The organism is Rhizobium sp. SSA_523, assembly GCF_030435705.1.
Classification (GTDB): domain Bacteria; phylum Pseudomonadota; class Alphaproteobacteria; order Rhizobiales; family Rhizobiaceae; genus Neorhizobium.
Window position 1 is genome coordinate 2090992 of sequence record NZ_CP129382.1, and the last position, 26244, is coordinate 2117235.

A 26244-nucleotide genomic window follows, 5' to 3' on the forward strand; every position below is an offset into this window, starting at 1 on the left:
TGGAATTCCCCACCGGACGCCCGCTACTCCGTGTAGATCATCTTCTTCGACATGCCGCCGTCGATCACCAGGACCTGGCCGGTCGTGAAAGCGGCGGTGGAGAGGTAGAGAATGGCGTCGGCGATATCCGCCGGCCGGCCGACACGCCCGGCCGGATGCTGGGCATGATCCTCGGGCCGCAGATCCGCATCCTCCTGCGCGATCCAGCCCGGCGCAACCGCATTGACGCGGATGTCCGGGCCGAGGCTCACGGCAAGCGCATGGGTAAGCGCCACCAGCCCGCCCTTCGATGCCGCATAGGCTTCGGTCTGCTTCTCCGACATGAAGGCTCGGGTGGAGGTCATGTTGACGATGCTGGCGCCCTCGCCCATCAGGGGCACGGCCGAGCGGGTCATCAGGAAAGCACCGGTCAGGTGGCTATCGGTGACCTGCCGCCATGCCTCCAGCGAAAGCTCCGCAATGGGTCCATTGGCGGGACCCGCAATGCCGGCATTGTTCACCAGCAGATCCAGGCTTTCCCAGCCCAACTCGGCAAAGGCGCCGATGACGGAGGCCTCGTTGCCGACATCGCAGAAGATGTGGCGAACGCCTGAATCCTGCAGGTCCTGCGCCGTATCCTTCATGTCGAAGGAGGCAACCGCATAGCCCGCCGCCCGCAGCGAGCGACAAATCTGCGTGCCGATAAGGCCGGCACCACCTGTGACGATAGCGTGTTTCATGCGTCCTGAGATAGGCGAGGTGGAGGAGCTGTAAAGACCGGAATGGCACCATGGCTAAACACGAGGCCTCGCCGGTCCCGGACAATCATGCCTGACGGACGGCGCCGATGATATCGGACAGCAGGGCGTGCAGGCGGTCGCGATAGCCATTGGCGGCCGAGGGCGAATCCGATTCCGAGGTCATGGTGACGGTCAGACCCAGGCTCGGAACGATATAGAGCATCTGGCCGCCATAGCCCCAGGCGAACCGGACCTCTTCGCCGCCAATGGTCTTGAGAAACCAGCCATAGCCATAGCCATCGCCGGAATATTTCGAACTCGTGCGCTGCTTCCACGACTCGGCAATCCAGGCCTCCGGCACCAGCTGGACGCCCTCCGCGGTCTTGCCGTTTCGCCGATAGAGTTCGCCGAACGCATGCAGCGAGCGGCTGGTCATGGCCATCTGGTTACCGCCGATATGGATGCCCTGCGGATCGCGCGACCAGGAGCCGATGCGAAAACCGTCAAGCGGCGCGAACCACTCCTGGGCGAGCTTCAGGGTCGGCTTCCGGCCGGTCCTTGTCAGGATGGCCGAGAGGAGATGCGTCGAGGCCGTGGCATAGACCATCCGGCCACCCGGATCGGTTACGAAATCATCCGAAAGCGTGAACCGAACCCAGTTGCGGCTGGCCACCAGCCTTGCATAGCTCGGCTCCAGCCCGGATTGCATCGACAAAAGATGGCCGATCGTCACCCGCTTCAGCCGCGGATCCGGTGCATCCGGCAGGTCGGCCGCCAGAAGATCCGCCACCGGCTGGTCGACCCCTTCAAGCAGACCGCGCTCGATGGCCATGCCGACCATGGCCGATATGATCGATTTGGAGGCGGATTTGATATTGGTGGAATCGGACGGCGCGTGGCCGTGATAGCCGCGCTCGGCCAGGCGCTCCCCCTGCCGGCTGACGATGACCGCCTTCAAAGGCGGCAGCCGTTCGCCCCGCGCAAGCGTATCCGCCAGGGTCTGGCTCGGGGCCGGCGGCGATGGTTCGGCCTGTGGCGCGGCAGGCTCCGGCCCGGGGTCCGACCCGGCGCCAGGGGCGGGCGGCTCCTGCGCGGCCAGGATGGCGGGTGCGGCAGCGGTCAGCGGCAGGGACAGGGTGAGCGGCAGAGAGAGGGAAAAGGATCGTCGTGTCAGCATGTCCTAGAGATAGACTCTCCAGCAAAAGCCGCCACATCTGCAGGCGCGATGTCACGGCCTTGTGAAACCGGGACCAAAGGGTGTGACGGTTCGGGACGATCATCCGCCGGGGAAACCGCCTGCCGGAGTGGGTTTGCGAGACGGAGACCGGCGCAGCCAGGCGCCGATCCCCGTCCCTCCCCTCACCTGAAGAAGCCAGCCACGGCCCCGAACGCCCCCATCCGGACAATTCTTCAGCGAGGTAGGCCCGCCCCCCGCAAGGCCCCCTATTTCACCGGGTTCACGTCTCCGCATGACCGCAGGCATTGCAAAGCGGGACGGCGAGGATCTGAGCCGCATCTGCCGACAGACCCGCTCCGATGTCCGAGCCAGATCCAGATTTGACGGTCTGGACCGGAGAGGCTCGAACCGTCGCGACCTGGAGAGCATTTCCGGTGAAAACGGGATCACCCGAAATGCTCTATCTCTCTGTCTTCGCGCAGTCCGGTTGCAAAACCGCCGACGCAGTTTTGCTGGACCTGCTCTAGAAGCGGTAGGTCACACCGGCGCCGATCAGCCAGGGATCAAGCTTGGCCTTGCCGGACAAGGGCCCCAGCGTCGAGTGATTGGCGCTCCAATCCGTTTCGAGGAAGAGCTTCTTGACGTCGACGTTCAGGCCCCAATGGTCATCGATCATGTAATCGAAGCCGACTTGCAGCGCCGCGCCGACATGGTGATCCACCTTCAGATTGCTGAAGCCCGGCTTTTCCGTCTCATTGTAGAAGAAGGTGTAGTTGATGCCCGCGCCGACATAGGGTTTGAAGGCGCCGAAATCGTCGAAATGATATTGCAGCGTCAGCGTCGGCGGCAGGATCCAGGTCTTGCCGACATTCACCCCGGCCAGCGAACCGGCGCCGGAAATCTTCGAGCTGGTGGTTCCGAGAATGAGTTCAGCTGCGATATTGTCGGTGAAGAAGTAGGAAATATCCAGTTCCGGCGTGATGGAATTCGAATATTGCAGGTCGGACCCGGCAACGCCGTTCACCGAACCCTCGTCATTCGGGATGACGCCTAGGGCGCGCACGCGGATCTGCCAGGGGCTTTTGGAGGCAGCGACCGCCTCTTCCGCCGCCGGTGCGGGCGCGAGCGGCGCCATATCCGCAGCGTGAACTTGCCCCGACAGAAGAACTGTTGCCGCACCCAGCAAAGCCCCCAGGGCTGGCCCGTTCTTGATCATGTCACTCTCCTTGCAAAACATTAGCCAATGAATGCAGGGAGGATAGCCAAGGCGCCGGGGCCGGCGGTTGATCCTGATCAACAGCGATTGACGATGGTCAAGGGCAGCAGGGAATTCATCAAATCCCGAAAATACAGTGCACAAAAGCCACAGTTGCACGCACTCCCGCCACAGGTCCCGGCACCCGTGCCTGGCACCGGAGCCCTATACGCAAGGTCCGGAGTGGGAGAGTGGAGTCTCGGCACGGCACACGCGAGGGCGCCCCTCGCCGTCAGGCAGAGAGGGGCGCAGGAGTAGCGCAGCAGGAGGGGCGCATGCAGGAGTAGCGCGGGCGGACATCAGGCGGCGCGGCGGGGCAAGGCGCCCGGCTCGTTGCGCGGCAAGGCACGCGGGACGGCGCGGGAGAGCTTGCGGCCGCTGGCGACCAGCATGCCGGCAGCACCGGCAAGCCAGCCTTCCTTCAGTTCGAGCGCCAGAAAGCGGTCGCGGGCGAAGGGGCCGGGCATCAGGAGATGCTGGGCCTTTTCCGCAAAGAAGCCGAATCGCTCGTAATAGGGCGCATCCCCCACAAGCAGGATCGCCCCATGTCCGCGCGCCCGCGCTTCGGCGATCGCCGCGCGCATCAGGGCCCCGCCGATTCCCTTGCCTTCATGCGCCTGGTCGACGGCCAGCGGGCCGAGCAGCAGGGCTTCCACGGGCCGGCCGGAGGCGGAAATCCCGGCTTCGACATTCCACAGCCGCACCGTGCCGATCACATGGCCCTGCAGATCGCGGGCCACCAGGGCGAGGCCGGCCGCCGGCACGCGGCCGCGGCGAAGCTTTTCCGACGACTTCTTCCGGCGGTCCCGGCCCATGGCGCGATCGAGAAGGTTTTCCCGGGCCACGACATCAGCCGGCGTCTCTTCGGAAATGACATAGGTATTCGGCGCGAACAGAGCGCGCACAGCGTTAAGAACAGCGGCCATCTTGGCCTCCGAAGCTTAAGAACCGTTCAAGCGGCACAGACAATCAGGGGTGGAGCGGCTCCGGCCGGTGACCGGAGCCAGGCATGATCAGATGACGTAGGCCTTCAGCGGGTCGAAGCCGTTGAAGGCGACGGCCGAATAGGTCGTCGTATAGGCGCCGGTGCCCTCGATCAGAACTTCGTCGCCGACCGTCAGCGTGATCGGCAGCGGATACATGTTCTTCTCATAGAGCACATCCGCCGAATCGCAGGTCGGACCGGCAATGACGCAAGCCTCCATGGCATCGCCGTCGCGCACAGTGCGGATCGGGTAGCGGATGGCTTCGTCCATGGTCTCGGCCAGGCCGCCGAACTTGCCGATATCGAGGAAAACCCATCGATGCTCGTCATTGTCCGACTTCTTCGACACCAGGACCACTTCGGCCTTGATGACACCTGCATTGCCCACCATGCCGCGGCCCGGCTCGATGATCGTCTTGGGCAGATTATTGCCGAAATGCTTGCGCAGTGCGGCAAAGATCGCCTGGCCATATTCTTCCGCCGACGGGATGTCGCGCAGATACTTGGTCGGGAAGCCGCCGCCCATGTTCACCATCTGCAGGACGATGCCCTGCTTGGCGAGCTGTGCGAAGACCCGCTTGGCATCGGCAAGGGCCGAATCCCAGGCGTCGACCTTGGTCATCTGCGAACCGACATGGAAGGAAACCCCGTAGGATTCCAGGCCGAGCTGGTGCGCATAGACCAGAACATCGACAGCCATCTGCGGCACGCAGCCGAACTTGCGCGACAGCGGCCATTCGGCGCCTTCGCCATCGGTCAGGACACGGCAGAAAACGCGTGCGCCCGGTGCTGCGCGGGCCAGCTTTTCGACTTCCTCATGGCTGTCGACGGCAAATAGGCGCACGCCGAGTTCGAAGGCACGCGCAATATCGCGTTCCTTCTTGATCGTGTTGCCGTAGGAGATGCGGTCCGCCGTGGCGCCGGCAGCCAGTGCCATCTGGATCTCGGCCACGGAGGCGCAATCGAAGCTCGAGCCGAGCGCGGCGAGCAGCTTGAGGATTGCGGGCTCCGGATTGGCCTTCACCGCATAATAGATGGCGCTGTCCGGCAGAGCATGACGGAAGGCGGAGAAATTGTCGCGCACGATATCGAGGTCCACGACGAGGCAAGGGCCTTCCGGGCGCTCAGTGCGGAGAAAGTCGAGAATACGAGCAGTGGTCATCGGTGCAATCCCTTAAGCATGTTCCGGCGAACCGGAGGACAAAGGCGCATCGACAGGAGATCGCAGCCCGGCCGGTGGAAATCCCGGTGCCTCGATCACGCCTGAGAGCGCGTATAGTGAACCAACGCCCTGCCAAGAGCTTTGATCCGGCTTTGTCTGCCATGGATTGGAGGGATGAACCCAACCGCACTTCCGGCAATGATGGTGTGCCTCTTCAGTATTGCAAGCTGATGGAAAGCCTGCAGAGACCAGAAAGGCCCGCACCGTCGTTGCTTCAAGATGTCCTCGCATTTCCCGGTTGGCCGGAATAGCGACTGGAGGGGTTAGTTCCAGGTACCTTACCGTTTGCCCTCACCAATTCGAGGGTCGGCGGACACCCACAGGCACGTGCGACTTTGGGCAGCCCCGGAAATAAGTGCATCGCCCGTCATAATCAAGTGGTTTTTTGGATGAACCGCAAATTTTGAATTGCGCATCCCCGGCGGAGCCTTCACCTAGGACCTGTGAACAAAAAAGGGGCTTTCGTGTGGACACACTGACGCGCATGCGCGCCTTCATCGATGTGGTGGAAGCGGAGGGCTTTTCCGCCGCCGCCCGGCGCACCGGCCGTTCGAAAGCGCTGCTTTCCAAATATGTCCGGGAGCTGGAAGACGATCTCGGCGCCCTGCTTTTGAACCGCACGACCCGGCAATTTTCGCTGACGGAGGCAGGACATACCTATTTCCGCACGGCGTCCGACATTCTCAAGGAGATCGATAATCTCGCCGATCTGGTGCGGGAGAACAATGCCGATCTGAAGGGGCGGTTGCGGGTCTCCGTGCCGCGCACCTTCATCGATGCGGAGGTGGGGCAATCGCTGATCGATTTTGCCAAGGCCCATCCGGATGTCTTCCTGGATATTGCCGCCGAGGACCGATTCGTCGATCTGATCGAGGAAGGATTCGACCTGGCGATTCGAATCACCAAGCTCGAGGATTCGGGGATGATCGCCCGCAAGATCTGCGACTTCCGCGTCTATGCCTGCGCTACGCCGGATTATGTTGCCCGCCACGCGCCGCTCAATCATCCCCAGGACCTGATCGGCAAGCCGGTGATCATCGACACCAACCTGCGCTCCCACAACAATATCCGCTTCCAGGATCCCGACGGCGGCCCCTTCAGCGTTCCCGTCACCGGGACGCTCGAGGTCAACACGCCGCAGGCGACGCTTCGCGCTTCGCGAGCAGGCCTCGGCGTGGCCATGGTGCCCGATTTCATCGCCCTCCCCTTCATCCAGTCCGGCGAATTGGTGACGCTGTTCGACGATTACATCCTGAAGGATCGCGGCATTTACGCCGTCTATCCGCATCGCCGCTACCTGCCCGCGAAAGTGCGCGTCTTTGTCGATTTCCTGTCCGCCTGGTTTCGCCGTGCGCCGCCGGTGACGGAGTGAGCATGCCGAACTTTGGTCCCATTTTCAGGACAGACCAGAGCCGCAAATCGCTTCAAGAACCCCGTCAAGGAACACTCATGCGGATGAACAGATGGCTCGTGACCGGCCTTTTCGGTCTGGCTCCCCTGCCGGCCCTGGCGCATCCGCATGTTTTCGTGGAGGCGCGTCTGGAAGTGCTGGCCGATGCGAACGGCATGGTGACGGAGCTTCGCAATGTCTGGCGGTTCGACGAGATCTTCTCCTCCAGCGTGCTGCTGGATTTCGACAAGAACACCGATCTGAAGCTCGATGAGCACGAGCTTGCGGAACTGGGCGAAACCATGCGCACCTCGCTTGCCGACTTCCATTATTTCACCACCATCACCGAGGACGGCAAGAACCTGGCCATTGCCAAGCCCGATGCGATCCACGTGACGTATCAGGACCAGCAGATCCTCGCCTTTTTCGCCGTCAAGCCGCAAAAGCCGCTGCATCTGAAGGGCAAGATGACCTTCGGCATCTATGACCCCTCCATGTATACCGCCATCGATTTCCCCAGTGATTCGGATCTGGTGCCGCAGGGCCAGGCCTTTGGAGCCTGCAGCCACCGGGTGGTCCGGCCGGATCCCGACCAGGTGATCGCCGAGAACAAGGATTCGCTGACCGCGGCCTTCTTCAACGATCCGACCGGCACCGATATGACGAAGCTCTTTGCCACCAAGCTCGAGGTGACATGCTAGGGTTTCTTCACATTCGCCGGCTTCCCCTTGCCCTCCTCCTTCTGCTGGCGCTTGCAGCTGCGGCGCATGCGCAATCGCCGCTCGGCGTCGGAGCGGCCGAGCCGGCTTTCGATACCGGCGGTGTTCTCGGCCCCTTCCTGTCCTGGATCAATGCCTATCAGCAATCCTTCTACAGGGCCCTGACCGGCGCACTGCGCGCCATGCGGGAGGATCCGGCTGCCCTGAAAGGCCTCGTCCTCCTGTCCTTCGCCTATGGCGTCTTCCACGCCGCAGGTCCCGGCCACGGCAAGGCGGTCATCTCGTCCTATATGATCGCCAATGAGACGGCCCTGAAGCGCGGCATCCTGATTTCAGTGTCTTCGGCCCTGATGCAGGGCGCCGCGGCCATAACTCTGGTGGCCGCCGCCTTTCTCGTCCTGCGCGGCACCGGCATCACCATGACCCGCGCCACCTGGGCCATGGAAATCGCAAGCTTCGCGCTCGTGGCCCTGTTCGGCGCCTGGCTGCTTTTGCGCAAGCTCTATGCGCTGCGCCCGCGGGGCGCGAACCTGCCCTTCCTGAGCGCTGCCACGCCCGGGGCGGGACCGACCGGCCTCTCCTTCCAAGCGGTGGAGGTGACCCGGCACGATCACGAGGGGCTTGCGCCCGGCAGCTATTGCGCCGATTGCGGCACGCTGCATATTCCGGATCCCGGCGCCCTGCAGGCGAGCACTTTCAGCACCCGCGAGGCCTGGTCGGCGATTATCGCGGTGGGCCTGCGACCCTGCTCCGGCGCCATTCTGGTGATGAGCTTTTCCATTCTGAACGGGCTTTATCTTGCCGGCGGACTGTCGGTGCTCGCAATGTCGCTCGGCACCGCCATCACCGTGTCCATCCTCGCCATCCTTGCCGTCACCGCCAAGGATCTGGCGGTGCGCTTTGCCGGCGAGGGATCGCGGCTCGGCCATCGCCTGAGCCTTGCAATCGAGCTGCTCGGCGCCCTCTTCATCCTGCTGGTCGGTCTCGCCCTGCTCGGCGCCTCGCTGCAGAGCGGCAATCTCCAGACCCTCTGGTAAGCCTTCTTCCCCCGCCTAAAGCTTGCGGCGCTGGTGCCTGGCCCGCAGCCAGAACACCAGGAAGAAGGACAGCACGGCCAGAAGGCCGAAGCCGCCGGCAAACCAGGGAGAGTAATCGCCAAGCCACACCATGATGCGCGGCATGACGAAGAACAGCAGCATGAAGCCGGCCATGATGACGGCCGCGGCGATGGCGGCGGAACGGGCAGAACGGTCGCTCATGCCGGCACGGCCTGCAGGGCGGCGCGAATATCCTGCAGCCGGCGGATCTGATGGCCGTGAGCGTCGAAATTATCCGGCGACAGCCAGGTCTCGAAGGCCTTGCCCAGAAGCGGCCATTCCTTGTCGATCATCGAGAACCAGGCGGTGTCGCGATTGGCGCCGCGCGAGATCATGTGCTGGCGGAACACGCCTTCGAAGGTGAAGCCGTAGCGCAGCGCCGTCACCTTGCTCGGCTCGTTTTCGTTGTGGCACTTCCACTCGTAGCGGCGATAGCCGAGATCCTCGAAGACATGCCGCGCCATCAGGTAATGCGCCTCGGTGGACAGCGGCGAGCGCTTCATGGCGGCGCCATGCGCGACGGAGCCGACCTCGATGACGCCATTGGCCGGATCCGGCCGCATATAGCTTGCCATGCCCACCACTTCGCCATCCTCCTTGTCACGAAAGACAAGCGTGACGAAACCGAGCCGGCGATTGGCATCCTCGATCCAGTCGGCCAGTTCCTCCGGCGCCTTATAGGTGGAATTCGGAAAATAGCGGATGAGGTCGTTGATACCCTCCGCTCCGCCCAAGGCCTCCCAGAGGGTGCGGATATGCACGGCCCGCTCATAGGGCTCGACAATCACATACTGGCCTTCCAGCCGCACCGGCCCTGGTGGCGGGCAGGCTCTCCAATCGGCAAGATCACGCATTCATATCCCCTTCATACTCCCCCATATCCTCTTCGTACTCCCCCATTTCCCCCTCATACGCCCTTCGTCCCGGCTCCGGCCATTGCCGCAGCCGGCAGGGCCGCTCTCGCGATGCAATGACAGGAGGATTACGGGAGCCGGCGCACAAAGGCAATCGCCGCCCGCAACGCAGGACCCTGATCCACGTACGCTGATCGAGGCACCCTGATCCTGGCACCTTGCCCGCGGCACCTGGTCCGCGGTGCTTCGCTTGCGTCAAAGAGAGACCTTGGCCGAGGAAACCGTGGCCTCGATATGGTCCACCAGTGCATCCGGCAGCTTCAGGCGGCCGGCCAGAAGGTCGAGATAGCCGCGCTCGGCGCGGGTATCCGGGTCGATGGCGAGGCGCGACGCCGTGTAGATCTCCACCCGCTGCTCCTCGCTGCGGCCGGCAGCCACGAGCGCGTCGAGATCGATCGGATCGGCCAGTTCCTTTGCCAGGAAGGCCTCCGCCTCGGCGCCCAGATCCACTTCATGCACCTTCTGCATGATGTTCTGCCGCTCGAAGGCATCGATATGACCATCCGCCTTGGCGGCCGCGATCATGGCGCGCAGCAGCGTCAAGGCGAAATCATTGCTGAGCGTGGGCGATTGCGGATGGAAGGGGGAATCGGCCGGCGGCTCGAGTGCGGCCGTATCCTGCGGCAGGCCCTGCGGCAGCGCCTGCGGCTTGGATCCCGACTGATAGTTCTTGTAGGCCAGGTAGCCGAGCCCGGCTATGGCCGCAACGCCGCCGAGGGTCGCGACATTGCCGGCAAGCTTGCGGCCGGTCTTGGTGCCGAGGATGGCGGCGGCAAGCGCGCTCGTCTTCATCGGATTGCTGCGGGCATAGCCGCTCATCTGGCCGGCGCGATCCTTGACTGATCCTGGAAGCCCCGGGATCTGCGATCCGAGGAACTGATCGAGAAGCTTCTTGGCGTCGAACATGAACGGTGGTCTCCCTGTTGGTGTCAGGGAGACAGATAGGAAGGCCGGGCGAAATTACAAAGGCAGTCAGATCTTCAGGGCCGCCGCTTCCGATGCCAGTTTCGTGATGGCATCCCAGTCGCCTGCCGCGACCTTGTCCTTCGGGGCCACCCAGGATCCGCCGACGCAGACGACATTGGGCAGAGACAGGTAATCTCTGGCATTGGTCAGGGAAATGCCGCCGGTCGGGCAGAAGACGGTGCCGGCAAGCGGCGAGGACAGGGCCTTCAGATAGGCGGCGCCACCGGCCTGCTCGGCGGGGAAGAACTTCAACACCTCGTAACCGGCCTCGCGCAGCGTCATCACCTCGCTTGCGGTTGCGGCACCCGGCAAAAGCGGTACGGAAGAACCACCGGCAGCCGACAAGACGCCGGGGGCAATGCCCGGGCTGACGATGAAGGTGGAGCCTGCCTTGACGGCGGCGTCGAAATCGCGGCCGTTGAGAATGGTTCCGGCGCCCACATGCGCCCCCTCGACCTCTTCGGCCACAGCCTTGACGGCGTCGAGTGCCGCCGGCGTCCGGAGCGTGATCTCGATCGCCTTCAGTCCACCGGCCACCAGCGCCCGCGCCAGCGGAACGGCCGATGCCGCATCCTCGACGATCAGAACCGGCACGACCGGCTGCAGCTTCAGGATGGAAAGCAGGCTTTCGGTCTTGGTGTTCATGATCAACCTCCGCATGTCGACGAATTGAAACGATTTAAATACGGCTGAGATAGCGCGATGCGGCATTCCTGTCGAGAGGGCGCGCGCCTGCTTGCATGAACGAGCCGCTTCATGACTATAATGCATCATCATCGTCGGCAGGCGAGCGATCAGGGAGAGTGGATGGCGAAAGAGATCGAACGCAAGTTTCTTGTCCGCTCGGACGGCTGGACGAGCCATGTCACCTCCTCTGCCAAATTGCGGCAGGGCTATGTGACGATCGGGGAGGATCGCAGCCTGCGCATCCGCCTGCGCGATCAGTCAAAGGCCCTTCTGACGATCAAGATCGGCCGCGATCTGCTCTCGCGCGACGAATATGAATACGAGATTCCGCTTGCCGACGGAGAGGAACTGATCCGCGCCAGCATCGGCACCATCATCGAGAAGACGCGTCACAACGTGCCTGTCGACGGGCTTGTCTGGGAGATCGACGTCTTCCACGGCGCCTATGAAGGTCTGGTCCTTGCCGAGGTGGAGCTCACCCATGAAGGCCAGCAGCCGTCTATTCCGTCCTGGATCGGCGCCGAAGTCACCGGCGACCGGCGCTATTCGAACATGGCCATGGCAACGGAAACCGCCTCGAAGGAGATCGTGAATGGCCTATCGCATCCGGCCGTCTAAGCCCTTCACGCAGGAATTCTGCTCCGTCGCCCGCAAGCAGATCGACCGGGCAGTCGCCTCGCTGTCGGATCAGCCCGAGGGCCCGCATGCCGCCGTTCACGCCGCCCGCAAGCGGTTCAAGCGCCTGCGCGCGCTCTACCGTCTGGTCGAACCGGATGCCCGGGCCTTTCGCAAGCAGGAGAATGAGCGCATCCGGATCATGGCGAAAACCCTTTCCACGGTAAGGGATGCCACCGCTCTCGTGGAAACGGTTGATTACCTGGCCGGTCGGGCCGCCTCTGCCGATGAATTCTCGGCCTTGTCGCAGGCGGCGCGCGGGCTGATGGAACGGCGCGATCGGATTGCCGGCGAAGAGCAGGACCTGCCCGAAAAGATTGCCCATGCGATCGAAACCTGCCAGGCCGCCCGCGCCGTCCTTGCCTCCCTCGATGTCGATGATGGCAAGAGCCGGACCGCCAAGCGCATGGGCAAGGTCTGGACCAGGCAGCATCGCAAGGCATGCCAGGCGCTCGCCCATTGCCTGGACAGCCATGATGCCGAGGCCTTTCACGATCTGCGCAAGCGCGGCCAGGTCTATTGGATGCATCTGTCGCTTCTGCAGGATCTCTGGCCCTCGGCAATGCTGGCCAAACACGCGCAGGCCAAGCATCTGGTCGATCTTTTGGGCCATGAGCACGATCTGAGCGTGCTGACCGAGACCGTCAACGAGAACCCGGACCAGTTCGGCAGCAGCGAGACCCTGGCCACCCTGATCGCCGCAATCATTTCCCGCCAGCAGGCATTGCGGCAGGAGGCCCTGGAACTGGCGCAACAGGTCTTTGCCGAGGATTCCAGACAAGAGGGCCGCCTGATCGAAATTCTGTGGGCCGAAGCCGCCTGATTGGCAGAGATCTCGCCCGCCGCTCCCCAGAGCGCCCCACCCGAAATCCTTGACGATCGTCAAAGCGGGCGAAGCCATCAAAATTCGTTGCCTTGCAGGCCGTTTGGCGGTATTTCCCCGCCCATGACCGACACCCTCACCGCTTCCCGCACCGGCACTTCGGCCGGCACCTATCTTGTGGCCGCGCTCTATCATTTCGCCCGGCTGGAGCGTTTTGCAAGCCTGCGCGATCCGCTGCAGGCGCTCTGCGACGAACAGGGCGTGAAGGGGACGCTTCTCCTCGCCCGTGAGGGCATCAACGGCACGATTGCCGGTTCTGATGCCGGAATTGCCACTGTTCTCGCCTATCTGCGGGCGCAGCCGGAATTTTCCGCTCTCGAACACAAGGAGAGCCGGGCGTCGAAAATGCCCTTCCTGCGGATGAAAGTGCGCCTGAAGAAGGAGATCGTGACCATGGGGGTCGAGGATATCGATCCCAACCGCATCGTCGGCACCTATGTCGAGCCGAAGGACTGGAACGCCCTGATTTCGGATCCTGAAACCATCGTGATCGACACCCGCAACGATTACGAGACGGCCATCGGCATCTTCAAGGGCGCGATCGATCCGAAGACCAAGACCTTTCGCGAATTCCCCGATTGGGTGAAGAACAATGGCGGGCTGCACAACAAGCCGAAAATCGCCATGTATTGCACCGGCGGCATTCGCTGCGAGAAGGCGACCGCCTTCATGAAGGAACAGGGTTTCGAGGATGTCTATCACCTGAAGGGTGGCATCCTGAAATATCTCGAGACGGTGCCGGAAGAAGAGAGCCTGTGGGAGGGCGCCTGCTTCGTCTTCGACGAACGCGTATCGGTGACGCACGGCCTGAAGGAGGGCGATCATCGCCTCTGTCATGCCTGCCGCGAACCGCTGACACCGGAGGATCGCGCAGCGCCGACCTTCGAGGAAGGGGTCTCATGCCCTCATTGCTTCGACAGCCGCACCGAAGAGGATCGTGAGCGCTACCGCCAGCGCCAGCGCCAGATCGAACTGGCCCGGAAGCGGGGCGCCAAGCACCTCGGCTCCTGATCCCTTCCGCCGTCTGCCGCGAGCGACAGGCCGCAAGCGCAATCGGTCAGGCCGCAGCGCCGGGCGGCAATCCTCCTCGTCGCCTGTCACGGGAACTTCAGGCGCTCTGCAAGCGATCTTCAAGCGCTCTCTTCAAGCGCTTTGGGGCAGGCTCATCAGCGGTCCGGCATAGCGAAGCGCGTCTATTCCCTCGATATCCATCGGCCGGCCGAAGAGATAGCCCTGCAGCCTGTCGCAGCCGGCGTGGCGCAACTGATGGGCCTGGGCTTCGGTCTCCACCCCCTCGGCCGTCACCGGAAGGTCCAGCGAGCGGGCCAGTGCAACGGTGGCACGCAGGGTTTCGAGCGCCCGGCCGCTATGCGCCACCTCCTCCACCAGCGAGCGATCGAGCTTGATGCGATCGAAGCCGAACTGGCGCAGATAGCCGACGCTGGAAAAGCCGGCGCCGAAATCGTCAAGCGCCACTTTGACGCCGGTCTGCCGCAAGAGTTCCAGCGTCCGGCGCGCCCGCGCCGGGTTCTGGATGAAGTAGGTCTCCGTCAGCTCGAGCGTCAGCCGCGAGGGCGAGATGTCGCTTTCCTTTAAGACTTCGGCAACCCGGCCGACAAAGGCCGGATCGCGGAACTGGCCGGGCGAGACGTTGACGGAAAGCGCCAGATCCGGCCAGGCGCTCAATGCTGCGCAGGCCGAGCGCAGCACGCAAAGCCCGAGCAGATCGATCAGGCCGGTGCTCTCCGCGATCGGAATGAAAATATCGGGTGAGACCGGGCCGACCCCGTGGCGGTTCCAGCGGGCCAGCGCCTCGACGCCGTGGATCGTAAGGCTCTTCGCATCGATGATGGGCTGGAAGACGACGGTGATCTCCTGCGCGTCGATGGCTGCCCGCAGATCGATCTCGAGCAGATTGCGCTCCTCGCGCTCCTCGTCCATCGACGGATCGTAAAGGGTCCAGCGACCCCGCCCCTCCTCCTTGGAGCAATACATGGCCATGTCGGCCCGGCGGATCAGTTCCTCGCTCGGAACCACGCCCTTCTTGGTGACGGACAGGCCGATGCTGCAGCCGATCACCGCCACGCGTTCGCCCATCGTGAAGGGCTCGCCGAGGAAATCGAGAATGGCCTCGCACAGTTCGGCCGCGGCTTTGTGCACGTCGTGCCCGACAAAGGCGATGGCGAATTCGTCGCCGCCCAGCCGCGCGAGGACCCGGTCGGGTCCTGCAAGCACCCGCAGGCCCGCCGAGACGCTGCGGATCAGCACATCGCCGGTGGCATGGCCATAGGCATCGTTGACCTCCTTGAACCCGTCGAGATCCAGATAGAGGAGTGCCACATCCTTGCGCTCTGTCCGCGCCCGCTCCACCAGATCGCTCAATCCGGCAAACAGGCCGGCGCGGTTGGCAAGCCCGCTCAGTCGATCGGTCATCGCCAGCTTCAGCGCTGCCGTCTCGTCGGCGCTGAGGCGGGCCAGCGCCTGATTGCCGCTGACGAAGAGAAGCAGCATGTAGATGGCGATCATGGCGACGGCGCACCAGACGAGCGGGCGCACCTGCGCGAGGCTTGCATCGCCCGGCGAACGCGGCAGCCAGGACAGGCCGGCGATGACGCGGTCGGTGGGGCTCAAAATCGGCACCAGATGCGAGGCCAGTTCGGATGTCGGCAGGAGAACCAGGCCGGACAGGACATAGGCCTTGGACAGGCGCGAGATCGTGACCTCAGACAGATGCCGGAAGAAGATGACATAGCGGCTTTCCGCCAGGGCCGCCGCCCGTTCGTCCGACCGCAAGCGGATCAGCCCGACGGCCACCGCGGCTATGCCCTTGGATGTCGTGACGAAGCCCGCCGCTTCCATGCTATCCTTGCCGGATCCCGACCGCACGCTGTCGAACAGCGTCCAGACATCGGGCGTCACATAGCCTTCCAGCGATGCGGTGAGCTTTTTCCCCTCGGAATAGGCGGAGACGGGGCGACCGGAATGATCGAGGATGACGGAGACGTCGAACAGGCTGTTTTCGGCCGTCGTATCGCCGAAATTGCGGTCCAGCCAGCTGACATCCCGTGTCCGATAGGCATTGTCTGCCGCATCATCCCAGGCGGCATAATCATGCAAAGTGGCGGAGAGCTGTTCGCGGAAGGTGAAAAGCGCGCCGCTGACCGCTTCGCGGGACCGGCTTTCATCGAGTTCGTTCGCATAATGGCCAACGCGGTCCAGCGCGGTGAACACCATCGCGCAGACGCAGACCATGACAGCGGCGAAGATGAGCACCATTGATCGCACCGCGGAGCGACGATCAACGGTTGCCGCAGACCGCTGCAGATGAGAAGCGACAAACCGCATACAAGAACCCTACTGGTCCCTGATCTATAGGGTGCAACCGTTCAGATCCCCTTAACAGGGCTTTACAGGTTGTACCATGCATCCGGGCCTTCCCGCTGAAGCGCGCGGAAGGCCCGGATGACGACCGGTCGGTAACGGTCTTTCGACGATTGCCTTTCGAGAACCGCCTTTCGGGCATCGCGGCCAACCATCGCCACAAGACAATGACCATGAGGCAATGGCCGCGAGGCATTGGCCACGAGGCATTGGCCACGAGGCAGTGGCCGGCAATGATTACCAGGCGGCGATCACGGCGCCCTTGAACTGTGTCTGGATGTACGACTTGATCGTCGCGCTGTGATAGGCCTCGACCAGCGTCTTCACCCATGCTGCATCCTTGTCTGCCGAGCGAACGGCGATGACATTGATGTAGGGAGCCTTCTCGCCCTCGCGGGCAATCGGGTCCTTGGCCGGATCCAGCCCTGCTTCCAGGGCGTAATTGGTGTTGATGACGGACGCGTCCACGTCATCCAGGGCGCGCGGCAGCTGGGCGGCATCCAGTTCGGCGAATGTCAGGTTCTTCGGATTGTCCACCACATCCGCCGGCGACACCTTCAGGCCCGCCTCCTGCCGCAGCTTGATGAGCCCCTTGTCGGCGAGGATCAGCAGCGCCCGGCCGCCATTGGTCGGATCGTTGGGGATCGCGATGGAGGCGCCGTCCTTCAAGTCGTCGAGGCTCTTCACCTTCTTCGAATAGATGCCCATCGGGAAGTTGACGGTCTGCGCCACGCTGACGAGATCGAAACCGCGATCCTTCACCTGGTTGTCCAGATAGGGCTGGTGCTGGAAGGAATTGGCCTGCAGGTCGCCATCCGCCAAAGCCTGGTTCGGTACGACGTAATCGGAAAATTCCAGAATATCGAGGTCCAGCCCCTTTTCGGCGGCGACCGTCTTCACCTGTTCCATGATCTGCGCATGCGGGCCGGGCGTGACACCGATCTTGATGGTTTCAGCGAAAGCGGAACCGGCAGCAAGAAGCGCAGCCAGCGACGTTGCGAGAAGAAGTGTCTTCATGGGTCTTTCTCCTGTGAAAGAAACGAGGAAATGGCAGAATTCAAGGTTTGCGGGTGCGCTTGTCGAAACGCCGCGCGAGGCTGTCACCGGCGCTCTGCACCGCCTGCACCAGGACGATCAGCACCACGACGACCGCCAGCATCACTTCCGGCATGAAACGCTGATAGCCGTAGCGGATGCCGAGATCGCCCAGTCCGCCGCCGCCGACAGCGCCGACCATGGCCGAGTAGCCGATCAGGCTGACAAGCGTCAGGGTGAGCGAAAGCGTGATGCCGGGCATGGCTTCCGCGACGAGGACCTTGCTGACGATCTGCCAGCGGCTGGCCCCCATGGCGCGCGCCGCCTCGACAAGACCTTGATCCACCTCGCGGATGGCGGCCTCGATCAGACGGGCAATGAAGGGAATGGTCGCAATCGTCAGCGGCACGATCGCGGCACTGGTGCCGATCGACGTGCCGGCCACGAGCCTTGTGAAGGGAATGATGGCAACCACGAGGATGATGAAGGGTGTCGACCGCGTCGCATTGACGATCAGCCCGACGATGCGGTTGGACATAGGCGCTGCAAAGAGTTCGCCCTTGCCGCTCGTCGCCAGGAAGATGCCGATCGACAGGCCGATCAGCGTGCCGATCACGCCGGCCACCGCCACCATCTGGATCGTCTGGACAAGCGCCTTGTAGAGCAGCGCGAAAAGCATGTCAGGCGCCATAGCCGAGAACCTCCGTCAACAGACCCGTCTGCCGGTAGAAGGCATTTGCCCGCTCCAGCACCGCGGCATCGGCCGGATAGGAAATGACGAGCGAACCATAGGGTTCTCCGGCAATCTCGTCGATCGTTCCGGTCAGGATATTGACCTCCGCGCCAAGCTCGCTGATCAGACGCGAGATGATTGGCTGCTCCGCCGTGGCGCCGAAGAAGGTCAGGCGTGTATAAATGCGGTCTCCCGCACCGGCTGCGGGTTTCAGCCGCCTGGCAATGGCGTCGGGAAGCTTGGTCCCCGGCAGACCCGAGAGCAGCGCGCGCGTGGTTGCATGCACGGGACGGGTGAAGACATCGAATGTATGGCCGGCCTCGACGATTGCGCCCTTGTCGATCACGGCCACCTGTGCGGCAATGGTCTTCACCACCTCCATCTCATGCGTGATCAGAAGCACGGTCAGACCGAGCTCGCGATTGATGCGCTTGATGAGGTCGAGGATGGACTGCGTGGTTTCCGGATCGAGCGCCGAGGTCGCTTCGTCCGAGAGGAGCAGCTTGGGCTCGGTCGCCAGAGCCCGGGCAATGCCCACACGCTGCTTCTGCCCGCCCGAAAGCTCCGCCGGATAGCGGCCCGCTTTGTCCGCCAGACCCACAAGGTCCAGAAGCGGTGCAACCCGCGCCTTGATCGCCTGCCGGTCCAGCCCGGCAATCTCCAGCGGCAGCGCCACATTGCCGAAGACGGTGCGCGATGACAGAAGGTTGAAATGCTGGAAGATCATGCCGACCTCCCGGCGCAGATCCCGCAGCCCGCGTTCCGTCAGCGCCGCAACATCGACGCCGTCCACCAGGACCTGGCCGGAACTGGGCTTTTCCAGCCCGTTGACCAGCCGGATCAGGGTCGATTTTCCGGCGCCGGAACGGCCGATAATGCCGGTGATGGCGCCTTTCGGCACTGTGTAATCGACGCCGGCGAGGGCAACGAACTCGCCTTGGCCGCCACGATCGGCAAATCGCTTGGTGACGGCCTGGAAGGCCACCATGGCGGGCGCCGTCACATCCGGACGGGCGGATACGGACGCGGCAGACTGCGCCGTTTGCAAAGGTTCAGGGATGGACTGCATGGAGATCTCGTTGTTCGGGAGCCGCCGCGGCGGCGCAAATCAGGGCGTGGCTCAGTGAGAGCAGCACATTCGACGCATTGAACGCCGTTTCAACATCCCTGACACATCCCTTTCGCATGGGCTGACCGGTGTTCACACCGGCAGCGGCAAGATGCAGGCCTTATCGCATTGGCTATTGCGAAAGCCGAGAAATGATATTCCCGAAATTCGCCAGTGCCGGAATTTTTATCGCGCCGCCAACTCATTCTCTGCTGCATCCGGCCATCTGGGTGCCGGAAAGGCCTCGAAGGCAGGCTTGGCGAACAGATAACCCTGGAACAGATCGACGCCGAGATCCTGCAGGACCTGCCGCTCGCCATCCGTCTCGATTCCTTCGCAGACCGCAGTGACGCCGAACTCCTCAAGCATGGCCAGCGTGTGCTTGACCACGATCCGCCGCATCGGGTCGCTATCGATATCGCGGATCAGATCCATGTCGAGCTTGACGATATCGGGCTGGAAGCGGGCAATCAGGTTGAGGCCGGCATGGCCGGCGCCGAAATCATCGATCGCCGTCTTGAAGCCGATCTGCCGGTAGGTCTTCAGGATCGACAGAAGGTGATCGGTATCGACCCGTTCGCTTTCGGTGAATTCGAAGATGATGCGCTGCGGATCGAACTGCAGCCGCTCCGCCGTCGCCAGTGTCAGGCGGATACAGGCGCGCGGCTCGTATACCGCATTCGGCATGAAATTGATCGACAGCAGCTCGTCGGAGGATGGCGTCAGCAGCTTTGCCGCAAGCTCCAGCGCCCGCACACGGCACTGCTGGTCGAAGGCGTAGCGATTGGCCTCGTTGACCGCCGATAGGACATGGTAGGCGCCCTGCCCCTCGGCGCCACGCACCAGCGCCTCGTACGCAAAGGTCTTTCCCCGCGAAAGGTCGACGATCGGCTGGAAGGCCATCGAGAAAGGTACTTCGAACGCCTGTCCGTCACGACATCCCGCGCATGTGACCGCCATTGCAACATCTCCATCTTCAGGTTGCAAATGACATAAGGCATTGTACGCCGTCGGACATACCCGGCAGCGTACAATCATGGGAAAAAATGAGCCTCAGACGGGTTTATGGTTACCCTTTGGAAACTCGCTCGCCAGGGCCCGATACCATTCGCCGCTTTTCTTGACCGTGCGGATCTGGCTTTCGTAATCCACATGCACGAGGCCGAAGCGCATCCTGTAGCCTTCGGCCCATTCGAAATTGTCCATCAGGCTCCAGGCGAAATAGCCTTTGAGCGGGTAACCGTCACGGGCCAGATCGGCGGCAATGGCGAGATGCGCCGCGTAGTAATCGAGGCGCGGCTGGTCGTCCACCTCACCATCGACGACGCCCATATTATAGGCGGCACCGTTTTCCGTAATATAGAATTCCGGCAGCTCGTAGCGCCGGTAGAGATCGGCGACGAGATCGGCCATGGCGGAGGGAAAGATCTCCCAGCCGATATCCGTCTTTTCCGGACTGACGAAGGGCGCCGGCTGGGTGGCCGGAAACTCGGCCTTCGGCGATGGATCGTCGACGACGCGCATCGGCGTGTAATAATTCAGGCCCCACCAGTCGAGCGGCTGGCTGATCATCTCCATGTCGCCGTCTTCGATCGCAGGCATGCGGTCGCTGAGGGCCGAGACGAGGCTTTCCGGATAGCAGCCCTTGAACACCGGATCGAAGAAGGCTCCATTGTGGAAGTCGAAGGCGCGCTCCGCCGCAGCCCGATCTGAAGGACGGTCGGAGCCGGGCACGATCGCATGCGCGTTCAGCACCAGGCCGACCGGCACTTTCGGCGCCACGTGGCGGATGGCCTCCACCGCGAGCCCATGCGCGAGATTGGTGAAGTGCATGGCATGGAGGGCCGCCTCCAAATTGCGTTCGCCGGGCGCATGGATCCCATACAGATGGCTGAGCCAGACGGAACACCAGGGCTCGTTGAAGGTTGCCACCGCATCCAGCCGATCGCCGAGGCGAGCCATTGCCACTTTGGCATAGCGCTGGAAGGCGTGAGCCGTGGAACGCGCGGTCCAGCCGCCATCGCCCATCAGAGCAAGCGGCAGATCCCAATGGTAAAGCGTGGCGAAGGTCTTAATGCCGCGCGCCCTGCAGCCGTCCAGCAGCCGGTCGTAGAAATCCAGTCCCGGTTCGTTGATCCGGCCAAAGCCTTCGGGAATGATCCGCGGCCAGGCGATGGAGAAGCGATAGGCTTCGACCCCCATCTCCTGGATCAGGTCGAGATCGGCCTCCAGCCGGTGATAATGATCGCAGGCGATATCGCCATTATGCCGCTCGAACACCCGCCCCGGCATTGCCGAGAAGGCGTCCCATATCGAGGCCTTGCGACCATCCTCCTTGGTGGCGCCTTCGATCTGATAGGCGGCCGTTGCCACGCCAAACAGGAAATCACCGGGAAAGCGAGCTGCCAGGGTTTTCGGGTCGACCATCGATAAAGCCTTCAAACAATCAGCGAGTTCGGCAGCGGCGCGAGACCGGCGCTTCGCCACGCTCTATCGCAAAGCAAGGGCGGCGGGAAGCGGTGAGCGCCGCCCGCCAGACCCGGTTCACAGCTTGACCCAGGCGCCGTTCTGCTTGCCGCTTTCGATGCAGGCGGTGACGAAGGCGACGCCCTTCACCCCATCGTCGACGGTGGGATAGACGACGGCCGGGTCGACAGCCTCCCCGGTCTTCCTGGCATTTATCGCCGCTGCCGCTTCGGAATAGATGGTAGCGAAGGCTTCGAGATAGCCTTCCGGATGACCGCTCGGAATGCGGCTGACCCGCGCCGCCGCCGCGCCTGCACCGGCCCCGCCGCGGGTGATCAGCTGCTTCGGTTCACCAAGTATGGTGAACCAGAGATAGTTGGGGTCGGCCTGCGTCCATTCGATGCCGGCCTTGGTGCCGTAGATGCGGACCTTCAAGCCGTTCTCATTGCCGGTCGCCACCTGGCTGCACCAGAGCAATCCCTTGGCCGGCCTTCCCTCGGCCTTGGCCTTGAAGCGCAGCATCACATGCGCATTGTCGTCCAGCCGGCGGCCGGCAACGAAAGTATGCACATCGGCAGCCAGCTCATCGAGCTCCAGGCCGGAGATGAAGCAGCCGAGATTATAGGCATGGGTGCCGATATCGCCCGTCGAACCGCCCACCCCCGACTGGGCCGGATCGGTGCGCCAGACCGCCTGCTTCGCGCCCGTCTCTTCCACCGGTTCCGCCAGCCAGTCCTGGGGATATTCCATCTGCACCAGGCGGATATCGCCGAGCGCACCCTCCTGCACCAGTTCGCGCGCATGGCGCACCATGGGATAGCCGGTATAATTATGGGTGAGGATGAACAGCGCATCGGCCTTGTCCGCCACCTCTTTCAAAGCCTTTGCATCGGCGAGATTGGAGGTCAGCGGCTTGTCGCAGATCACATGGATGCCTCGTTCGAGAAAGGCTTTCGCGGCGGCGAAATGCACGTGATTGGGTGTCACGATGGAGACGGCCTCGATGCCGTCGGCACGCGCCGCCTCTTTTTCCGCCATCTCCTCGAAGGAGCCGTAGCACCGTTCGGGATCAAGGCCGAGCGCCCGGCCCGAGGCCATGGATTTCTCGGCCGTCGAGGACAGTGCGCCGGCGACGAGCTCGTAATGGTCATCCAGCCGGGCCGCCATGCGATGCACCGCGCCGATAAAGGCGCCCTGGCCGCCGCCGACCATGCCCAAGCGGATCTTGGCGACCCTCTGTTCGGATTTGCTGGCTTCGATCGTCATGAAAATCTCCTTCTCGATAGATCGCCGTAAGCTCCCCCTCCGGCTGCCGCCATCTCCACCACGAAGGGGAGGAGACATCGGGCGGCACCGTCTCCGCCAATCGCATCGGCGGCGGCCGGGTCAAACCCCTCCCCCTTTGCGGGGAGGGGTTGGGGATGGGTCTTCAGGATTACAATCCGAGCATGCGCCGGTTGGCAGCCTCGTCCGTGCCGCCGGCGGCAAAATCGTCAAAGGCCTTGTCCGTCACGCGGATGATATGCGCCTTGACGAAGTCCGCCCCTTCCGCCGCACCATCTTCCGAATTCTTCAGGGCGCACTCCCATTCGACCACGGCCCAGCCGTCGAAATCATTGGCGGTCAGCTTGGAGAAGACCGCGCCGAAATCCACCTGCCCGTCGCCGAGCGAGCGGAAACGCCCGGCCCGCTCGACCCAGCCCTGATAGCCGCCATAGACGCCCTGACGGCCGGTCGGATTGAACTCCGCATCCTTGACGTGGAACATCTTGATGCGGTCCTTGTAGATGTCGATATTGTCGAGATAGTCCAGGCATTGCAGCACGTAATGCGAGGGATCGTAGAGCATGTTGGCGCGGGGGTGGTTTTTCACCCGCTCGAGGAACATCTCGAAGGTCACGCCGTCATGCAGGTCCTCGCCCGGATGGATCTCGTAGCAGAGGTCGACGCCCTGCTCGTCCGCCATGTTCAGGATCGGAGTCCAGCGGCGGGCCAGCTCGTCGAATGCTGTGTCGATAAGGCCGGCCGGGCGCTGCGGGAAGGGATACAGGAAGGGCCAGGCGAGCGCGCCGGAAAACGTGGCATGCGCCTTGATGCCAAGATGCCGCGACGCCTTCAGCGCCATCATCACCTGGTCCACAGCCCAGGCCTGGCGCGCCTTGGGATTGCCGCGCACGTGCGGTGCCGCGAAACCGTCAAAGGCCTCGTCATAAGCCGGGTGGACGGCCACCAGCTGGCCCTGGAGATGGGTCGACAATTCGGTGATCTCGATGCCGTTATTGCGCGCCACGCCGGCAAGCTCGTCGCAATAATCCTTGGATTCCGACGCCTTCTTCAGATCGATCAGCTGGCCGGCCCAGGTCGGCACCTGGACGCCGATATAGCCCTTTTCGGCCGCCCATTTGGTGATGGCATCCCATGAGTTGAACGGTGCGGCATCGCCGGCGAACTGTCCAAGGAAAATGGCTGGGCCTTTGATCGTCTTCATGGATCTCTCCTGCTCAAAAAATCCTGCAAGGTCATCTGCTGCAGGCGCGCATTGGCTGCAATGAGAGCGCGCAAGGACGTCTGCAACGTTACAGTACGGCTAAACGAGTTTGGTGGAAGATACAACCGGCGGACCCGCAACCGGATCCGCGAGGAGAGGCCGGCCAGGGCCGGCATCTCCCGCCCCGCCCGGATCTCGCCGGACGAGGGGGTCTTGAGCTGAGAAGCGGGCGTTCAGCCGCTTCCCGCGCCATCAGAACGGCGAATCCGGGAAGTAGTAGTTCTCGGCATTCTCCTTGGTGATCAGCGTCGCGTCGAGCGTATAGGTGCCATGGACCGGAACCTGGTCATAAATGGCGGCAGCGGTCAGTTCCATGGCGGTACCGACCATCGACGGCGGATAGAGCACGTTGACGGGGACCATCTTGTCGCCGTCCATGACCTTCTTGATCATGTCCTTCGAACCGGCACCGCCGATGATGTACTTGATGTCCGTCCGGTTGGCCTGCTCGATGGCCTGCAGGACGCCGACGGCCATGTCGTCATCCTGGCACCAGACCACGTCGATCTTCGGATATTTCGTCAGATAGTCCTGCATGACGCGGAAGGCATCGTCGCGGTTCCAGTTGCCGAACTGGCGGTCGAGGATCTTCACGTTCGAACCGGCAATGCCCTTGTCGAAGCCGTCCTGGCGCTGCTGGTCGATCGGGATCGGCAGGCCGCGAATGACGACAACCTGCGCATCCGGCGTATTGTCCTTGATGTACTGGCCGGCGACTTCGCCAAGCGCCGGGTTGTTGCCAGCGACATAGAGGTCACGCACCGAATTGTCGTTGCTCGACGGAGCGCGGTCGACGATCGAGACGAAAGTGCCCTTGCCCTTCACTTCCTTGATGGCGTTGACGAGCGGATCGGGATCGGTCGGCAGGATGACGAGCGCATCGATGCCCTGGACTTCGAGATCCTGCAGCGCATTGGCCTGGGTTGCCGGATCGGGCGAGGTCTTCACCACGACCTTCAGGCCGGGATGTTCCTTCATCAGAAGGTCGGCAACCCGGTTGGCATGGTAGACGACGCCCGCGGTCCAGCCGTGGTCGGCAGCCGGGATCGAGACGCCGATCGTCTTGCTGTCCTGGGCCTGCGCCGTTGTGAAGGCTGCCGTCATGGCGACGGCGAGGCCTATGATCTTTTTCATGGTCTTCCTCCCAAAATGCCGGGGTCAGGCGTAATGCGAACCGGGTGACCCCATCCTCCCCGGATCCTTGTCTACACCTTGCGCGTCAGCGAGCGCTGGACGAGCATGGCGATGATGATGATCGAGCCCTGGATGGCGCCGATCAGGTATTCGCTGATGAAGTTGGACAGCAGCATGATGTTGCCGACCAGTTCGAGGATGAAGGCGCCGCAGATCGTGCCCCAGACTCGCCCCGCGCCGCCCTTCAGCGCCGTGCCGCCGACGACCACGGCGGTGATCGCCTGCAATTCCCACAGGATGCCGGTGGTGGCGGAGGTGGAGCCGAGACGCGGGACATAGATCAGCACCGCGATGGCCACGCACAGGCCCTGGATGATGAAGGCGATGGTGCGCACCCTGTCGACGGCGATGCCGGAATAGCGCGCGACTTCGCGGCTGGAACCGACGGCGGTCACATGCCGACCGTAGCGCGTGCGATACAGGATGACCGCGGCCATGGCCGTGACCAGGAGAATCACCAGGATCGGCACCGGAATTCCGAGAATGGAACCGAAATAGACCGGCCGGTACAGCGCCTGCTGCTCGGCCGAGCGCAGGGTGATCGCGCCGCCTTGGCTCAGCCAGGTGGTGAGGCCGCGATAGATCCCCATGGTGCCGAGCGTGGCGATGAAGGGCTCGATCCGGCCGACAGTGGTGATCAGGCCATTGGCCAGGCCGCACAGCGAGCCGATGACGACGGCCAGAGCCACGGCCGCGGCCAGCATCAGCGCCGGGTCTGCGATCGCGCCCGAATTCATGAACAGGATCATCAGGCTGGCGACGAACGCCACCATCGAGCCCACCGACAGATCGAGATCGCCTGCCGAAATGACGAAGGTTGCGCCCACGGCAATGATGGCGATGAAGGCCGATCGGGTCGCGACATTGGCGAGATTGGTCAGCCCGATGAAATTGGGGTTGACCATGGCGCCGATGATCAGCAGCAGGATCAGCGCGGCAAAGGGCGCAACGGCCCTCAGATCAATGTCGCGCCACGTTCTGGCGCGTCTCGTTTCGGCGGTGCTGCCCGTCTCGACCGTCATTGTCCTATTCTCTCCTCCCGGGGGGCTGACTTCGGGTGCTTCGCCCGGTCCTGCCCTCACCCGCCCTT

At 63.1% G+C, this 26244-nt stretch carries 25 protein-coding genes; 6 read left to right on the forward strand and 19 right to left on the reverse strand.

Translation table 11 applies throughout. The features are described 5' to 3' along the window. Positions 1–23 precede the first annotated feature (23 nt). The 5 genes from QTJ18_RS18350 to odc2 form a co-directional block, all read right to left on the reverse strand. Positions 24–719, reverse strand: coding sequence for an SDR family NAD(P)-dependent oxidoreductase (locus QTJ18_RS18350; protein ID WP_252752600.1), 696 nt, complete (start codon positions 717–719; stop codon positions 24–26). Between the two features lie 85 nt (positions 720–804). Further along, entirely contained in the window at positions 805–1896 is a 1092-nt protein-coding gene (locus QTJ18_RS18355) for a serine hydrolase domain-containing protein (protein WP_252752599.1), read from the reverse strand. 523 nt (positions 1897–2419) lie between these two features. Next, entirely contained in the window at positions 2420–3112 is a 693-nt protein-coding gene (locus QTJ18_RS18360) for an OmpW/AlkL family protein (protein ID WP_252752598.1), read from the reverse strand. Between the two features lie 338 nt (positions 3113–3450). Beyond that, positions 3451–4077: a GNAT family N-acetyltransferase gene (locus QTJ18_RS18365; protein WP_252752597.1), complete on the reverse strand. Its 627-nt coding sequence runs from the start codon at positions 4075–4077 to the stop codon at positions 3451–3453. 87 nt (positions 4078–4164) lie between these two features. Beyond that, positions 4165–5298 (reverse strand): ornithine/lysine decarboxylase, encoded by a 1134-nt coding sequence (gene odc2 / locus QTJ18_RS18370; protein ID WP_252752596.1) that lies wholly within the window; start codon positions 5296–5298, stop codon positions 4165–4167. A gap of 526 nt (positions 5299–5824) precedes the next feature. Between odc2 and QTJ18_RS18375 the strand changes: the two genes are divergently transcribed. The 3 genes from QTJ18_RS18375 to QTJ18_RS18385 all read left to right on the forward strand — a co-directional run bounded on the left by QTJ18_RS18375 (position 5825) and on the right by QTJ18_RS18385 (position 8504). Continuing rightward, positions 5825–6730, forward strand: coding sequence for a LysR family transcriptional regulator (locus tag QTJ18_RS18375; RefSeq protein WP_252752595.1), 906 nt, complete (start codon positions 5825–5827; stop codon positions 6728–6730). Positions 6731–6807: 77 nt separating this feature from the next. Continuing rightward, the gene (locus QTJ18_RS18380) at positions 6808–7449 is read left to right on the forward strand and encodes a DUF1007 family protein (protein WP_252752594.1); all 642 of its coding nucleotides are present in this window, start codon (positions 6808–6810) and stop codon (positions 7447–7449) included. After that, positions 7443–8504 carry a nickel/cobalt transporter gene (locus tag QTJ18_RS18385; protein ID WP_252752593.1) on the forward strand — a complete coding sequence of 354 codons (1062 nt, stop codon included), beginning with the start codon at positions 7443–7445 and terminating at the stop codon, positions 8502–8504. Before QTJ18_RS18380 ends, QTJ18_RS18385 begins: the two co-directional genes overlap by 7 nt. A gap of 15 nt (positions 8505–8519) precedes the next feature. On the opposite strand, the gene QTJ18_RS18390 is transcribed toward QTJ18_RS18385, so the two are convergent. From QTJ18_RS18390 to QTJ18_RS18405, 4 genes are all read right to left on the reverse strand, one after another. After that, complete coding sequence (locus tag QTJ18_RS18390; RefSeq protein WP_252752592.1) at positions 8520–8726, reverse strand: hypothetical protein; 207 nt, start codon at positions 8724–8726, stop codon at positions 8520–8522. Next, positions 8723–9418, reverse strand: a complete 696-nt coding sequence (locus tag QTJ18_RS18395; protein WP_252752591.1) for a GNAT family N-acetyltransferase — start codon at positions 9416–9418, stop codon at positions 8723–8725. Before QTJ18_RS18395 ends, QTJ18_RS18390 begins: the two co-directional genes overlap by 4 nt. Positions 9419–9673: 255 nt before the next feature. Continuing rightward, positions 9674–10384, reverse strand: coding sequence for a tellurite resistance TerB family protein (locus tag QTJ18_RS18400; protein ID WP_252752590.1), 711 nt, complete (start codon positions 10382–10384; stop codon positions 9674–9676). Between the two features lie 66 nt (positions 10385–10450). After that, positions 10451–11089, reverse strand: a complete 639-nt coding sequence (locus tag QTJ18_RS18405; RefSeq protein ID WP_252752589.1) for a 2-dehydro-3-deoxy-phosphogluconate aldolase — start codon at positions 11087–11089, stop codon at positions 10451–10453. 162 nt (positions 11090–11251) lie between these two features. On the opposite strand from QTJ18_RS18405, the gene QTJ18_RS18410 reads away from it, so the two are divergent. The 3 genes from QTJ18_RS18410 to trhO all read left to right on the forward strand — a co-directional run bounded on the left by QTJ18_RS18410 (position 11252) and on the right by trhO (position 13700). Continuing rightward, on the forward strand, positions 11252–11749 hold the full coding sequence (locus tag QTJ18_RS18410; RefSeq protein ID WP_252752588.1) for a CYTH domain-containing protein: 498 nt from the start codon (positions 11252–11254) through the stop codon (positions 11747–11749). After that, positions 11724–12629: a CHAD domain-containing protein gene (locus tag QTJ18_RS18415; protein WP_252752587.1), complete on the forward strand. Its 906-nt coding sequence runs from the start codon at positions 11724–11726 to the stop codon at positions 12627–12629. Before QTJ18_RS18410 ends, QTJ18_RS18415 begins: the two co-directional genes overlap by 26 nt. A 123-nt stretch (positions 12630–12752) precedes the next feature. After that, positions 12753–13700: an oxygen-dependent tRNA uridine(34) hydroxylase TrhO gene (trhO, locus tag QTJ18_RS18420; RefSeq protein WP_252752586.1), complete on the forward strand. Its 948-nt coding sequence runs from the start codon at positions 12753–12755 to the stop codon at positions 13698–13700. Between the two features lie 132 nt (positions 13701–13832). On the opposite strand, the gene QTJ18_RS18425 is transcribed toward trhO, so the two are convergent. From QTJ18_RS18425 to QTJ18_RS18470, 10 genes are all read right to left on the reverse strand, one after another. Beyond that, entirely contained in the window at positions 13833–15965 is a 2133-nt protein-coding gene (locus QTJ18_RS18425; RefSeq protein WP_252752585.1) for a putative bifunctional diguanylate cyclase/phosphodiesterase, read from the reverse strand. Positions 15966–16307: 342 nt separating this feature from the next. Next, positions 16308–17087 carry a MetQ/NlpA family ABC transporter substrate-binding protein gene (locus QTJ18_RS18430; protein ID WP_252752584.1) on the reverse strand — a complete coding sequence of 260 codons (780 nt, stop codon included), beginning with the start codon at positions 17085–17087 and terminating at the stop codon, positions 16308–16310. 40 nt (positions 17088–17127) lie between these two features. Then, the gene (locus tag QTJ18_RS18435; RefSeq protein WP_252752583.1) at positions 17128–17796 is read right to left on the reverse strand and encodes a methionine ABC transporter permease; all 669 of its coding nucleotides are present in this window, start codon (positions 17794–17796) and stop codon (positions 17128–17130) included. After that, positions 17786–18826, reverse strand: coding sequence for a methionine ABC transporter ATP-binding protein (locus QTJ18_RS18440; RefSeq protein ID WP_252752885.1), 1041 nt, complete (start codon positions 18824–18826; stop codon positions 17786–17788). The genes QTJ18_RS18435 and QTJ18_RS18440 overlap by 11 nt, the downstream gene beginning before the upstream one ends. Before the next feature lie 306 nt (positions 18827–19132). After that, positions 19133–19906, reverse strand: a complete 774-nt coding sequence (locus QTJ18_RS18445) for an EAL domain-containing protein (RefSeq protein ID WP_252752582.1) — start codon at positions 19904–19906, stop codon at positions 19133–19135. A 93-nt stretch (positions 19907–19999) separates the two neighbouring features. Further along, positions 20000–21373: a GH1 family beta-glucosidase gene (locus QTJ18_RS18450; protein ID WP_252752581.1), complete on the reverse strand. Its 1374-nt coding sequence runs from the start codon at positions 21371–21373 to the stop codon at positions 20000–20002. A gap of 117 nt (positions 21374–21490) precedes the next feature. After that, positions 21491–22678 carry a Gfo/Idh/MocA family protein gene (locus QTJ18_RS18455; protein ID WP_252752580.1) on the reverse strand — a complete coding sequence of 396 codons (1188 nt, stop codon included), beginning with the start codon at positions 22676–22678 and terminating at the stop codon, positions 21491–21493. Positions 22679–22847: 169 nt separating this feature from the next. After that, a complete protein-coding gene (locus tag QTJ18_RS18460; RefSeq protein WP_252752579.1) occupies positions 22848–23900 on the reverse strand; it encodes a sugar phosphate isomerase/epimerase family protein in 1053 nt (350 codons plus the stop codon). A 252-nt stretch (positions 23901–24152) separates the two neighbouring features. Then, complete coding sequence (locus QTJ18_RS18465; RefSeq protein ID WP_252752578.1) at positions 24153–25094, reverse strand: substrate-binding domain-containing protein; 942 nt, start codon at positions 25092–25094, stop codon at positions 24153–24155. Between the two features lie 71 nt (positions 25095–25165). Beyond that, entirely contained in the window at positions 25166–26176 is a 1011-nt protein-coding gene (locus QTJ18_RS18470; protein ID WP_252752577.1) for an ABC transporter permease, read from the reverse strand. Positions 26177–26244: the final 68 nt, after the last annotated feature.